The 12,393-nt window shown below is 72.8% G+C and carries 14 protein-coding genes and 1 tRNA gene; 7 read left to right on the plus strand and 8 right to left on the minus strand.

Annotated features, from left to right (window positions below):
• Positions 1-493 precede the first annotated feature (493 nt).
• Positions 494-1,147: a toxin glutamine deamidase domain-containing protein gene (locus KME79_RS24690; protein ID WP_308249035.1), complete on the plus strand. Its 654-nt coding sequence runs from the start codon at positions 494-496 to the stop codon at positions 1,145-1,147.
• Complete coding sequence (locus tag KME79_RS24695; protein WP_148033860.1) at positions 1,144-1,413, plus strand: SUKH-4 family immunity protein; 270 nt, start codon at positions 1,144-1,146, stop codon at positions 1,411-1,413. The genes KME79_RS24690 and KME79_RS24695 overlap by 4 nt, the downstream gene beginning before the upstream one ends.
• A 189-nt stretch (positions 1,414-1,602) precedes the next feature.
• Here the strand turns inward: KME79_RS24695 and KME79_RS24700 are convergent, their stop codons facing one another.
• The 4 genes from KME79_RS24700 to KME79_RS24715 form a co-directional block, all read right to left on the minus strand.
• Positions 1,603-4,086 carry an ABC transporter permease gene (locus tag KME79_RS24700; RefSeq protein ID WP_219546546.1) on the minus strand — a complete coding sequence of 828 codons (2,484 nt, stop codon included), beginning with the start codon at positions 4,084-4,086 and terminating at the stop codon, positions 1,603-1,605.
• 1 nt (position 4,087) lies between these two features.
• Positions 4,088-4,837 (minus strand): ABC transporter ATP-binding protein, encoded by a 750-nt coding sequence (locus tag KME79_RS24705; RefSeq protein ID WP_219546547.1) that lies wholly within the window; start codon positions 4,835-4,837, stop codon positions 4,088-4,090.
• 102 nt (positions 4,838-4,939) lie between these two features.
• The gene (locus KME79_RS24710) at positions 4,940-5,590 is read right to left on the minus strand and encodes a response regulator transcription factor (RefSeq protein ID WP_219546591.1); all 651 of its coding nucleotides are present in this window, start codon (positions 5,588-5,590) and stop codon (positions 4,940-4,942) included.
• 19 nt (positions 5,591-5,609) lie between these two features.
• Complete coding sequence (locus tag KME79_RS24715; protein ID WP_308249036.1) at positions 5,610-6,776, minus strand: sensor histidine kinase; 1,167 nt, start codon at positions 6,774-6,776, stop codon at positions 5,610-5,612.
• A 146-nt stretch (positions 6,777-6,922) separates the two neighbouring features.
• Here KME79_RS24715 and KME79_RS24720 point away from each other — a divergent pair, with 146 nt between their 5' ends.
• Positions 6,923-7,321 carry a hypothetical protein gene (locus KME79_RS24720; RefSeq protein WP_219546548.1) on the plus strand — a complete coding sequence of 133 codons (399 nt, stop codon included), beginning with the start codon at positions 6,923-6,925 and terminating at the stop codon, positions 7,319-7,321.
• 63 nt (positions 7,322-7,384) lie between these two features.
• On the plus strand, positions 7,385-8,338 hold the full coding sequence (locus KME79_RS24725; protein WP_246640370.1) for a 2-hydroxyacid dehydrogenase: 954 nt from the start codon (positions 7,385-7,387) through the stop codon (positions 8,336-8,338).
• A gap of 58 nt (positions 8,339-8,396) precedes the next feature.
• Here the strand turns inward: KME79_RS24725 and KME79_RS24730 are convergent.
• From KME79_RS24730 to bcp, 3 genes are all read right to left on the minus strand, one after another.
• Positions 8,397-8,469 (minus strand) — tRNA-Leu (locus KME79_RS24730).
• A complete protein-coding gene (locus KME79_RS24735) occupies positions 8,460-8,942 on the minus strand; it encodes an HNH endonuclease signature motif containing protein (protein WP_219546549.1) in 483 nt (160 codons plus the stop codon). The genes KME79_RS24730 and KME79_RS24735 overlap by 10 nt, the downstream gene beginning before the upstream one ends.
• Positions 8,943-9,005: 63 nt before the next feature.
• Positions 9,006-9,479, minus strand: coding sequence for a thioredoxin-dependent thiol peroxidase (gene bcp / locus KME79_RS24740; RefSeq protein WP_219546550.1), 474 nt, complete (start codon positions 9,477-9,479; stop codon positions 9,006-9,008).
• A 112-nt stretch (positions 9,480-9,591) separates the two neighbouring features.
• On the opposite strand from bcp, the gene KME79_RS24745 reads away from it, so the two are divergent.
• Positions 9,592-9,921, plus strand: coding sequence for a DUF3618 domain-containing protein (locus KME79_RS24745; RefSeq protein WP_148033852.1), 330 nt, complete (start codon positions 9,592-9,594; stop codon positions 9,919-9,921).
• Positions 9,922-9,951: 30 nt separating this feature from the next.
• Here KME79_RS24745 and KME79_RS24750 read toward each other — a convergent pair whose 3' ends face one another.
• On the minus strand, positions 9,952-11,142 hold the full coding sequence (locus KME79_RS24750; protein ID WP_219546551.1) for an amino acid deaminase/aldolase: 1,191 nt from the start codon (positions 11,140-11,142) through the stop codon (positions 9,952-9,954).
• Between the two features lie 138 nt (positions 11,143-11,280).
• On the opposite strand from KME79_RS24750, the gene KME79_RS24755 reads away from it, so the two are divergent.
• Together KME79_RS24755 and KME79_RS24760 are read left to right on the plus strand one after the other, a co-directional pair.
• Complete coding sequence (locus tag KME79_RS24755; RefSeq protein WP_148033850.1) at positions 11,281-11,880, plus strand: DUF6286 domain-containing protein; 600 nt, start codon at positions 11,281-11,283, stop codon at positions 11,878-11,880.
• Complete coding sequence (locus tag KME79_RS24760) at positions 11,880-12,389, plus strand: hypothetical protein (protein ID WP_219546552.1); 510 nt, start codon at positions 11,880-11,882, stop codon at positions 12,387-12,389. Before KME79_RS24755 ends, KME79_RS24760 begins: the two co-directional genes overlap by 1 nt.
• The last annotated feature ends 4 nt before the right edge of the window (positions 12,390-12,393 follow it).

The following is a 12,393-nucleotide window of genomic DNA, read 5'->3' on the forward strand; positions in this document are numbered from 1 at the left end:
GCCGTTCGAGCGGCCTGAACGCGATGCGAATGGTCAGGGCGTCGCGCCTGCTGTCCCTCCAGTGAGCTTCCTCCAGGCGCGGATGAGGGCCGACGGCGGTGCGCCGGCACCGTCCGCAGGAGAGAGCGGCGGTCCCGTACGGGCAGGTGGGCCGACGTCCTGGCCCGCCACCGCCCGCCCGTACGATCATCAGCCCGCCACCGCTGGTCCTCTTGATCAGGGGGCGGCGACCGCCGGTCCTCCTGATCACGGGTTGGCGGGCACCGGGCCGGTTGGTCAGGGGGCGGCGACTGCCGGGCCGTCCGGTCGCGGGTCGGTGACTAGGAAACCGTTCGGTCAGGGGTCGGAGACTGCCAAGCCGTTCGATCAGAGGTGGGAGACTGAGGGCCCCTTCGATCAGATGTCGGCGGCTGGCGGTCTCTTCGATCAGGGGTTGCCGGTCGGTGGGGTCTTCGATCAAGGGTTGGCGCCCGGCGGTCCCGGGGCTGATGGGGTGGATGCGGGGGTCAGGCGGGGGGTCGCCGAGTATGACTGGTTCGACTGGCCGCATCGGCCGCCCAAGCTGGCCGGGAGCAGGTCGTACGGGGCGCCGGGCGGGCTGGCGCGGCCGGACCCGCAGGTGGAGCAGGACCTGGCGATGGCGGTGGAGCCGGGCGCCAGGTTCCCGGACCCGCGCGGCACCTGGGTGCGGCTCATCAACGGCGGCGGATCGGCCGACGACCCGTTCCGGGCCTCGAACGCCGCCGACTGCGCACTGGCCGTGCTGTCCACCTGGCACGGCGAACCGGCCGCCGCGGCGCCGAGGACGCCCGAGTACGATGCCATCGGGCGTCCGCTGGTCACCGGAGAGGCGGGCAGCACGGCGCGGATGGAACGCTGGGCGGGGCAGCGCTTCCAGTACGCCGGGCAGGGGCGGCACGCGTACCCGATGCTGGCCCGCCGCCTGCGGGAGGCGGGTCACGGCGCGTCGGCGATCATCGTGGTCCGCTGGCCCGCCGGCGGTTCGCACGCCTGGAACGCGGTCAACTACCTGGACGAGGTCATCTGGATCGACGCCCAGCGTGGTCATATGGCCGTCGAACCCCTCTACACCACCGTGACCGGGGTGTTCTGCGTCATCCTCGACAGGCAGGGGCAGCCGCGATGAACCTCGACCAGGCCAGGGCGCTGGCGGAGGAGTACTTCAACGGGGTGCGCCCGCAGGAGGAGGCGCTGCCCGTGGGGATCTACGGGTTCGGTGACGGGTACGTCGCGTGGGCGCGCGAGCCGGAGCCCGACGACCCGGCCCGGTTGCCGGACACGATCGGCGGCGGGTGCGTCGTCATCGACAGGTCCTCGGGCGAGGTGGTGGCCCGCCCTCTGCTGGACCCGGAGTCGGTCGCCGACCTCTGGCCCGGCCGCCACCCTCGCTGAGCGCTGCCATACGAAGTACGGAGAAAGCGCCCCTCCGCCATAGAAACGCTGGAAACTAGGGCAAGGCCGGGCGTCGCCCCCATGGACGCCCGGCCTCCCTCGGGCACGCGGCAGCGAAGCGCAACCGAGCTACACATATCCGGATTTGACCGCCTATAACTGGTTTATCCGGGTTTGTGGCTAGAAGGGTCAGCCTGCCAGCGATCCCACGATCGACGCCCTGGCCGCACGCCGGCCCGGCAGCACCGCGGCCACCATGCCCGCCACCCCCGACAGCAGCACGAACAGCCCGATCTGCCACGGCGACGCGGTGAAGACCGCCCCTTCCAGCATCGCCCGCATGGCCGCCCACCCGAACACCAGGCCGAGCGCCACCCCGACCACCGCGCCGATGAGCCCGAACACCAGCGCCTCCACCGACAGCATCCGCCGCAGCTGCGCCCTGGTCAGCCCGAGCGCCCGCAGCAGCGCCGACTCCCTGGCCCGTTCGTGCACCGACAGGGAGAGCGTGTTGGCGATGCCGAGCAGCGAGATGAGGATCGACAGCCCGAGCAGCCCGGTGACGATCATCAGCAGCATGTCCAGCGTCTGGTCGAACTCCTCGCGCACCTCGGTCGAGCTCTGCACCTGGACCGTCGGGTGGGCGGCCGTGGCCGCCTCCACCACGGCCCGCGCCCGCTCGGGGGCCACGTCGTCCGCGATATCGATCAGCACCCGGCTGTCCTGGACGTCGCCGAACAGCTCCGCGAACTGCCCCGGTGCCAGGGCGAGCGTCGGCAGCGGCGCCTCGTCGTCCACGACCGCCACCACCTCCAGCGGCACCGCCCCGGAGCCCGGGCCGACCCGTACCGTGTCGCCGACCCCCACGCGCAGGTCCCGCGCGGCGTGTGCGGCCACCGCCACCTGTCCGGCGGCCAGTTCGGGCAGCGCGCCGGAGACCAGCTTGGGGCTGATCGGACCCTCGTACGTGCCGACCCGCACCCTGACGCCGCGCACCGTCGCGGCGGTGTCGCGGACCCGCAGCACGGCGGCGAACTCCGGCCGGTCCTTCAGCTCCTCGCCGACCGACCGGGGGATGCCGCCCTCGCGGCCCTGGGTCATGAGCGCGTAGTCCACGGGGAACTGCTCGTCCAGCTTGTCCGTGACCGTCGCCCGGGTGGACGCGGTGACCACCGAGATCAGCGTCATCAGCGTCACCCCGATCGTCAGCGCCACGGTCGTGGTCGCGGCCCGCTTGGGGTTGCGGCCCGAGTTGTCCACGGCCAGCCGCCCCGGCACCCCGAACAGCTTGGCCGGGACCCAGCCGAGCACCGCGCTCAGCGGCCTGACCAGCACCGGCCCCAGGATCAGCACGCCGAGGAAGGTCAGCACGCCGCCCGCCATCACCACGAACAGCGAGCTCTGCTCGCCCGGCGGCAGCACCAGCGCCCCCGCGCCTCCCGCGCCGAGCCCCGCCAGCAGGAACAGGGCGGCGAAGACCACCCGCGGCACGCCCGCGCGGAACGTCCGCTCCTCCACCTGCGTGCGCAGCGCGGCCACCGGCGCGACCCGGGTGGCGGTCCGCGCGGGCAGCACCGCGGCGCCGACGGTGACGGCCAGGCCCACGCCCAGGCCGACGGCGATCGTCTCCGGCGACAGCGCGAGCGCCGCCTCGGTCGGCAGCGGCGCGTCGAGGGCGCCCAGGACCGCGAGCGTGAGCGCGCCCAGCCCGTACCCGGCCGCGAGCCCGGTCACCGACGCCACCACGGCGACCACCGCCGACTCGATCAGGACCGAGCCGAACACCTGCCCCCGGGTGGCCCCGATGCAACGCAGCAGCGCCATCTCGCGGGTGCGCTGCGCCACCAGGATGCCGAACGTGTTGTAGATGACGAGCGCGGCCACCAACATCGCCACCAGGCCGAACATGAGCAGCCCGACCGTCAGCGTGCGCATCTCCAGCCCGGCCTGCCTGGCCAGGTCGGCGGCCAGTTCCTCGCCGGTCAGCACCTCGTGCCCGGCGCCCGCGGCCGCCGCCACGGCCGGCTTGAGCGCGGCCGGGTCGTCTCCGGCGACGTCGATCTCGGCGAAGTCCTCGGCGCCGGTCATCCGCTGCGCCGTGGCCGTGGTGAAGCCGACCGCGCCCGTGTAGGCGAGCTCCTGGTCGAGGCCCGGGTCCAGGAGGCCGACGAGCCGGAACACGTGCTCGCGCCCCCGGCTGTCGAGCACCCTGATCGTGTCGCCGACCTGGAAGCCCGCCGCCTCGGCCGTGTTCTCGTCGAGCACCGCCGCGTGGTCGTCGGAGCCGGGGCCGGTGCCGCTGACGATCGTCGTGCGGTCCAGCGCCCCAGGGACGATCGACACGGCCGTGGTCGGCATGCCGCCGACCGCCTTGCCGTCCTGGCCCAGCAGCGGCGCGCTGCCCCGTACCAGCCCCACGGCCTCGCGCACGCCCGGCACGGCGCGCACCCGCTCCAGCACCTCCGGCCCGATCCGCTCGCCGGGGCCTTCCGGCAGTACGGCGACCGCGACCTTCTCGGCGTCGGCCGTGACCCGCTCGGCGAACCCGGCCTGGATGGTGTCGTTCAGCACGAAAGTACCGGCGATGAACGCCACCCCCAGCATGATCGCCAGGGAGGTGAGCAGCAGCCGGAGCCGGTGCGCGCGCAGCCCGGCGAGAGCCGTCCTCAGCACCTCACGCCTCCAGCTTCATCAGCGTGTCCAGCACCGTCTGCGGCGTGGGCGCGGGCAGCTCGTCCACCAGCCGGCCGTCACGCAGGAACACCACCCGGTCGGCGTACGAGGCCGCCATCGGGTCGTGCGTCACCATGACGATCGTCTGCCCCAGCTCGCGCACCGACGTGCGCAGGAACGACAGCACCTCCGCGCCGCTGCGCGAGTCCAGGTTGCCCGTCGGCTCGTCCGCGAAGATCACCTGCGGCTTGCTGATCAGCGCCCTGGCCACCGCGACCCGCTGCTGCTGGCCGCCGGACAGCTCTGCCGGCCGGTGCCCCAGCCGGTCGCGCAGCCCCACGGTGTCGATCACCCGGTCGTACAGCACCTGGTCGGGCCGGCGGTCGGCGATCCGCAGCGGCAGCAGGATGTTCTCCTCGGCGCTCAGCGTGGGCAGCAGGTTGAACGCCTGGAAGACGAAGCCGATCCGCTCCCTGCGCAGCAGCGTGAGCCGCTTGTCACTGAGCCCGGTCAGCTCCACCTCGCCGACGCGCACGGTCCCGGAGGTGGCCGTGTCGAGGCCCGCCAGGCAGTGCATCAGCGTGGACTTGCCCGAGCCCGACGGGCCCATGATGGCCGTGAAGGCGCCGGTGCCGAAGGACACGTCCACCTCGCGCAGCGCGTGCACCCGGGCGTCGCCCTCGCCGTACACCTTGGTCAGCGCCTCGGCCACCACGGCGGGGTGCCGGGTCTTCGTGAAAGTCGCGTCCACTCCTCGTCGGGATCTGAAGAACGCGACTCACGCTATGGCCGGAAATTTCGTGATCCATGGGCCCTGAGGAGGGACTTCTCCTGCGACGCCAGACGACCCCACTCAGCCGTTCGGCCGATGCGACGGCACGATCAGGCCCGCCTCGTACGCGTACACCACGACCTGCGCCCGATCCCGCAACCCCAGCTTGGCCAGCACCCGCCCCAGATGCGTCTTCACCGTGGCCTCCGCCACCTCCAGCTCGGCGGCGATCTCCAGGTTGGCGCGCCCCCGCGCCACCATCAGCAGCACCTCACGCTCGCGCGGCGTCAGCTCCGCCGCCGCGGCCGGCGCCTCCGACGGCAGGTGGACGGCGAACCGGTCGAGCATCCGCCGCAGCGTGCGCGGCGACACCACCGCGTCACCCGCGTGCACCGAACGGATCGCGCTCACCAGCTCCGCCGGCGGCACGTCCTTCAGCAGGAAGCCCGAGGCCCCCGCCCTGATGGCCGCGAACGCGTACTCGTCCAGGTCGAACGTCGTCAGGATGAGCACCTTCGGCCCTCTGATGTGGCCGATCGCCTCCACCCCGTCCATCCGCGGCATGCGCACGTCCATGAGCACCACGTCCACCTCGACGGACCGCAGCAGCTCCACCGCCCGCAGCCCGTCGCCGGCCTCGGCGACCACCTCGATGTCGGGCTGCGCGCCCAGCACCATGCGGAACCCGGCCCGCAGCAGCTCCTGGTCGTCCACCAGCATCACCCGGATCACCTGGTCCACCCCGACCTCCCTAAGCCGCCCTGACCCGCGGCACCGGCAGCCTGGCCAGCACCTCGAAACCGCCACCCGGCCGCGGCCCCGCAGTGACCTCCCCGCCGTACATGCCGACCCGCTCCCGCATCCCCACCAGCCCGTGGCCGCCGGAGGCGAGCGGCGCCGCCGCCCCCCTGCCGTCATCGGTCACCCGCACCACCAGCTCGCAGCCGCGGCAATCCAGCTCCACCACGGCGCGCGCGTCCGGGCCGCCGTGCTTGAGCGCGTTCGTCAGCGCCTCCTGGACGATGCGGTAGACAGCGAGCTGCACCCCCTCCGGCAGCTCGCCCGGCGTGCCCGTGACCCGCAGCGTGGCCGGCACGCCCGCCCCGCGCACCAGGTCCTCCAACTGCGCCAGACCCGGCTGCGGCGTGTAGTCGGTGCCGCCGCCCGCGCCCTCGTCCTCCCTGAGCACGCCCACCAGCCTGCGCATCTCCGCAAGGGCCTCCCGTCCGGTACGGGAGATCGTCCGCACCGCCAGCCGGGCCTGATCCGGGTCGGAGGCGATCGCGTAACCCGCGCCGTCGGCCTGCACCACCATGACGCTCACATGGTGGGCCACCACGTCGTGCAGCTCCCTGGCGATCCGCGCCCGCTCGGCCGCCGCTGCCATCTTGGCCCGCTGGTCGCGCTCCAGCTCCGCCCGCCTGGCCCGCTCCTCCAGGCTCTCCAGGTAACGCCTGCGCGTGCTCGCGTACAGCCCGGCCAGCCAGACCGTCACCACGAGGATCGAACCGGTCGTGAACATGCCCAGCGTGGGCGTGTCCCACCGCACCAGCGCCAGGAACACCCCCAGCTCGGCCACCAGCAGCGCCGCCAGCGCCCACCGGAACGAGCTCCGCGCGGCCACCGCCCAGAGCGCCACCAGCACCACGAAGTTGGCCGGCAGCACGTCCACGCTCGCCGCCCACTGGCCGAAGCTCACCAGCGCGACACCCGCGAACGCCGCCACCGGCCGCCGCCACCACACGAACAGCGGCGCCAGCAGCACCAGCGTCAAGAAGACGTAGCCGGTCACCCCGCCGGGCTCGTAGAACACCTGCGGGACCGCCGGCAGCAGGCACAGCACCGCGACGGGCGCCACCCGGAGGGCGTCCATCAGCCTCCCGCGGCGCGCCGACCACGCCCTCACCTTGCCGAACACATCCTCACGATACGGATGCCGCCGGCCACTCGGCTCAGCCTTGAGGGGGAAGTACGCGTACAACCCAGGTCTTACGCCACGCTTACGGGCGCTGCGGCAATCTAGTTCCCGGGAGCGCCCTCCGGGGCGAGTAAAGGGAGATCGTGATGGCGGATCATGATCGTGACGCCGGGTCGCGCGGTGAAGAGGAACCACCGCGCGACCCGAACCGCCGGGACACCCGCCCCACGCCCTACGGTGACCTCGGGCCTGGCCCGTACTCCGGCCCCGGCTGGGGCCCCCTGCCCGCACCGCCCGCCAAGCCCACCCTCCGCGACTTCCTGCGCCGTAAGCAGACCCAGGTCGTCGGCGCCGGGCTCGCCGGCCTCGTCGTGGGCGGCCTCATCGGCGGCGGCGCCGTCGCCCTGACCGGCGCCCTCTGGGCCCGCCCCGGCCCGGCGGACTCCTGGCAGCGGCCCGGCGAGCGCCCGCCGGTCTGCCTCCGCATCGAGGGCCGCGTCATCTGCGACCTCGAACCGGCGCCCCTCCCGACGCGGGTCGGCTAGATCCCCAGGTTCTCCGATCCGATACGGGGAATGAACCCGTGGCAGCCGAACCCCGGGAACACCATGCCGACACAAGAGCCCATCACGCCCGCCCAGTCCGAAGCGTCCACCCAGCCCCTCATCGCCCTCGTGCCCGAGCCGCGCGGCCTTGACGCGCTCGCCGCCGTCGACGGCGTCACCGCGCTCCTGTACGACGTGCGCGACGAACCGCCGGAAGGCGCCGAGGCGGCCGAGGTCATGGTCATCCCCTCCCGCCCGGTGGACCGCGTGCTCGCCCTCATCGACCGGCTGCCCGCGCTCCGGCTCGTGCAGACGCTCAGCGCCGGCACCGACAACTGGACCGGCCGCCTGCCCGCCCACGTCACCCTGTCGAACGCGCGCGGCGCCCACGGCCCCGCCGTCGCCGAATGGGCCGCCGCCACCCTGCTGGCCGTCGCCCGCGACCTGCCCGCCTTCGCCGCCGACCAGGCCGCCGCCCGCTGGAACCCGCACGTCGCCGAGACGCTCTGGGACAAGCGGGTGCTCATCCTCGGCGCCGGCGACCTCGGCGCCCAGCTCCGCGCCCGCCTGGAGCCGTTCGGCCCGCACATCACGATGATGGCCCGCCACCCCCGCCCCGGCGTCGTCACCATGGCCGACCTGCCGGCCCTCCTGCCCGCCCAGGACGTGGTCGCCCTCATGCTGCCCCTCACCCCCGACACCCACCACCTCGCCGACAAGGACTTCCTCGCGGCCATGAAGGACGGCGCCATCCTCCTCAACGCGGCCCGCGGCCCCGTCGTCGACACCCAGGCCCTGCTCGCCGAGACCCGCACCGGCCGCCTGCGCGCCATCCTCGACGTCACCGACCCCGAACCCCTGCCCCCGGACCACCCCCTCTGGCACACCCCCGGGGTCCTCATCACCCCGCACGTGGCAGGCGACGTCCCCCAGGCGGACGCCCGCGCCTGGCAGGTGGCCGCCGCTCAGATAGCCCAGTACGCCCGCGGTGAACGACCGGCCAACACGGTCTCGTGATCTACAGCAGAATCGCCACGCAGGGAGCACGATCTGCCGGCGAGAATGAAGGAAAATGTAGGGCCGATGGGATTCGAACCCACACTGCCAGCCACCTAAAGACTGTGCCTCTGCCATTGGGCTACGGCCCCTTCGCCTTTCCCCTGCCCGCGAAGTTGGCGGTCTGAGAATGGCAATTCGGACAGAGGAATCGCAAATTCTCCTGTCGATTGTCGAGCCAATCACCGTTGATGTGGTCGACATGGAGAGTGAGCGGCTTTCCCTGCCACGTGCCGTCAATCCTACAGCCTGCGCAGGCGTAGGGCAGCCCGGCTTCCCGCAACGCCCGGCGCAGCGCGGGCGCCTTCTCGCGGATGGACGCCGGCGGGCGGAGGACGAGGATCTCCTGATAGGGGCGCAGAGTGGGAGATCTCCTGCCCTTGCCGTGCGCCCTCCCCACGAAATGGGAGGTGTCGATGGCGAAGTGCTTCAAGCGGCGGCTGATGTGTGCATGACTGCCGCCGGTCCATCTGATGCCGAGGCGGCGGAGCACGTCGGCAACGCTGAGAGAAGTCGCCGCCGCCTCGGCGAGCATCTCTCGCGTGTACTTCTGATAAGCGGCCATGTCGTAAAGCTAGAAAAGCTGACCGACAGTTTCAGTGTTTGCGGACGAGCGAAGTCCTTTTGGTCAGGAAAGGCCGAGTTTCTTCTTGAGGCTTGCGACGTGGCCGGTGGCTCGCACGTTGTACAGCGCCTGTTCGATCTTTCCGTCGGGGTCGATGACGAAGGTGGAGCGGATGACGCCCTCGATCTCCTTGCCGTACAGCTTCTTGAGCCCGAACGCGCCGTACGCCTTGTGGATCTCCAGCTCGGGGTCCGACAGGAGCGGGAAGGTCAGGGCGTCGCGTTCGGCGAACTTGGCGAGTTTGGCGGGCTTGTCCTTGGAGACGCCGAGGACGACGTAGCCCTCGTCGGTGAGCCGGCCGAGGTTGTCGCGGAAGTCGCAGGCCTGTTTGGTGCAGCCGGGTGTCATGGCGGCGGGGTAGAAGTAGAGGATCACGCGCTTGCCGCGGTGGTCGGCGAGAGAGACGCTGCCGCCGTCGGAGGTGGGCAGCGTGAACTCGGGCGCGGCGTCGCCGGGCGCGAGCTTGGATTCGGTCATCAGGTCCTCCCGTGGTTCTCCTGGAGAACCTACCGGCCGGGCTGGCGTGCCGTCCGGGGTGATGACCTGACAGACTGATCGTCACGAGCAGGAGCGCGCCGGAAGGAGAGTCATGGCTGACACCGATCCTGATGAGCTGGAGCGGCGGATCGCGCGGACGCGCGCGGAGTTGGCGCAGACGGTGGATGCCATCGCCGACCGGGTGAGCCCGAAGCGGGTCGCCGAGCGCACGGTGGCGGATGTGAAGACCAGGGCGGGCAACCTGGTGGCGCAGGTGAGTGACGCGCTGGGCATGTCGCCGCGGCCGGTGGAGCTGGGGCAGGACCCTGAGCGGCTGTGGGACGAGGAGCCGCCGGATCTGGCCCCGGTGCTGATCGGGGTGGGCGCGGTGCTGGTGCTGGGGGCGGCCGTGGTGCTGTGGCGGCGGCGCAGGCGCCGGTAGCGGTCAAAGGAACACGGCGGCGGTAAGCGGTCAGAGGAACGTCCTGCCCTCGCCGCGGTAGGTCGGCACGGATTCCACGACGGTGTCGCCGTCGACGAGGTGGAGGGTGTCGAAGCGCTCGCACAGCTCGCCCGCCTTGGCGTGCCTGAACCAGACGCGGTCGCCGACGCGCAGGTCCTCGGCGGCCTGGCCGGTGAGGGGGGTCTGCACCTCGCCCGCGCCCTCGTCGCGGCTGTAGCGCAGGCCGGCGGGCAGGTACGGCTGGGGCGCGCGGCCGGTCCCCGGGGGGCCGGAGGCGATGTAGCCGCCGCCGAGCACGGTCACGGTGTCAGGTGAGGGACGGCGCACGACGGGGAGCGCGAACATCGCGGCGGGGTGGCCGGTGAAGCCGCGGTAGAAGTCGAACAACCTCGGGTGGAAGAGCCCGGATCCGGCGGCGACCTCGGTGACGGCCTTCTCGCGTACGGTGCGTTCGATGGAGCCGGTGCCGCCGCCGTTGACGAACTCGAGGTCGGCGACCTGGCGGACCGCGTTGACGATGCGGCCGCGGCGCAGCACGAGCTCTCTGGCCGAGAGGGTCTGCATGAGCCGCACGACGCGGCCGTAGGCGGCGCTCTGGGGGGCGTCGCCGACGCCGGCGATCTGGGCCTCGTACGCGAGCAGTCCGGCCAGCCGGTAGCCGGGGCGTTTGGCGATGTCGGCGGCCAGGCGGGCGGCCTGGTCGGCGTCGCGGACGGGGGAGCGCAGCGCGCCGGCCCTGAACCGGCCGCCGAGGGCGACGAAGCCGGCGTCGATGTCGAGGCAGAGCCGGATCTCGTGCCGGGGGTGGACTCCGGAGAGCGCCTGGTCCAGGTAGGCGAGGTGGTCGGCCGAGTCGACGGTGATCGTGATGTGCCGGGCGGCGTCGGCGTCCGCGGCCAGGGCGGCGAGGGCCTGCCGGTCGGCGGTGGGGTAGGCGACGAGGATGTCGGTGCGGCCTCGCGACGCGAGCCAGAGCGCCTCGGGGAGGGTGAACGCCATCAGGCCGCGGAAGCCGTCGAGGGCCAGCACCCGCTCCAGCACCGGCCGGGATCGGAGTGATTTGGTGGCCACCCTGATCGGCTTGCCCGCGGCCCGGCGCACCATGCTCGCGGCGTTGGCGCGCATCGCGGCCAGGTCGAGGATGGCGAACGGCGGCTCGAGCGCGGCGGTGGCACGGTCGTAGCGCTGGCGGTCGTCCATACCGGCAGCGTAACGGCATAACCGGCAATTGAACATGAGGCTGATTCGCATTGATCGCGTGGCCCGTAATGATCCTGCAAACGGGCGGCGGGGACACGGTCGAGCGGGAGCCTCGCCCGTGTACCTCTGATGGTTGTGATGACCACGCTCCAGCAGCTTCTGCCCGGTACCTCCGCCACGGTGCGCGACTCCCCGGTCCGCAGATCCCGCCGGGTGCTCCGGCCGGCCAGAACGCCCGCCGGTGTGGCCGTGGCGGCGCTGCTGACCGCCGGGCTCGGGCTCCTCGCCGCGGAGATCGTCGCGGGCCTGTGGGCCCGGCCCCTGGGCCTGGTGCCGATCGACGAGGCCGCCGCGCTGGCGTCCGCGTCGTCGTGGAAGGATCTGTCGGCGCCCGCGCTGGGGGTCGCGGGCCTGGGCGTGGGCCTGCTCCTGCTGGCGGTGCTGCCGGGCCGGTGCAGGCTCGTACCCGTGGAGACCACGGACCCGCTGATCGTCATCGGCATCACCCGCTCCGGCCTGCGCCGCACGCTGCGCGAGGTCGCGCGGCAGGCCGACGGGGTGGACCGGGTCAGGGTACGGCTGCGCAGGCGGCGCATCGAGGTCACCGTGGTGACCGGCCCCGAGTCGTCGGGCGCGATGCTCAGGCAGGTGGGCACCGCGGTGGGCGACCGGCTGGCGGGGCTGGGCACGCTCGGCACGGGTGAGGTCGTGGTGCGGCTGCGCAGGAAGGGGCTGTGATGCGGCAGTACGGAGGCAACCGCCTGGGGCTGGCCGTGGTGGGCGCGGTGCTGCTGATCGCCGGCGGCTTCGCCTGGCTGCGCGGCCAGGGCCATCTGCGCGGGCTGTCGCCGCGGGCCAGGGTGCTGCCGGAGCGCACCGCCGACGCTCTGAGCGGGCAGCCGTGGGTGCCGTGGCTGGTGGCGCTGGTGCTGGTGGTGCTCGCGCTGGTGACGCTCCGGTGGCTGCTGCTGAGCCTCGGCTGGGGCCGGTTCGGGACGCGGTCCGGCACGGGCACGGCGATGCTCTGCGTGGGCCTCAAGGACGTGGAAGGGCTGTCGCGGGCGGCGGTGCGGGTGCTCGGCGAGCTGGAAGGCACGGCCCGGCTGCGGATCTCGCTCTCCTGCCCGCCGGGGGCGGACGTGGGCGCGGTGGTGGGCAAGCTGGACCGGGAGATCGTCGGCCGCATCCGGCGTGAGGTCCGCGACGACGAGCTGGGCGCGGTGGTCCGCATTCACGTCCGTCGCTAGACCT

This window comes from Nonomuraea harbinensis (genome assembly GCF_019396385.1).
GTDB classification, from domain to species: Bacteria; Actinomycetota; Actinomycetes; order Streptosporangiales; family Streptosporangiaceae; genus Nonomuraea; species Nonomuraea ferruginea.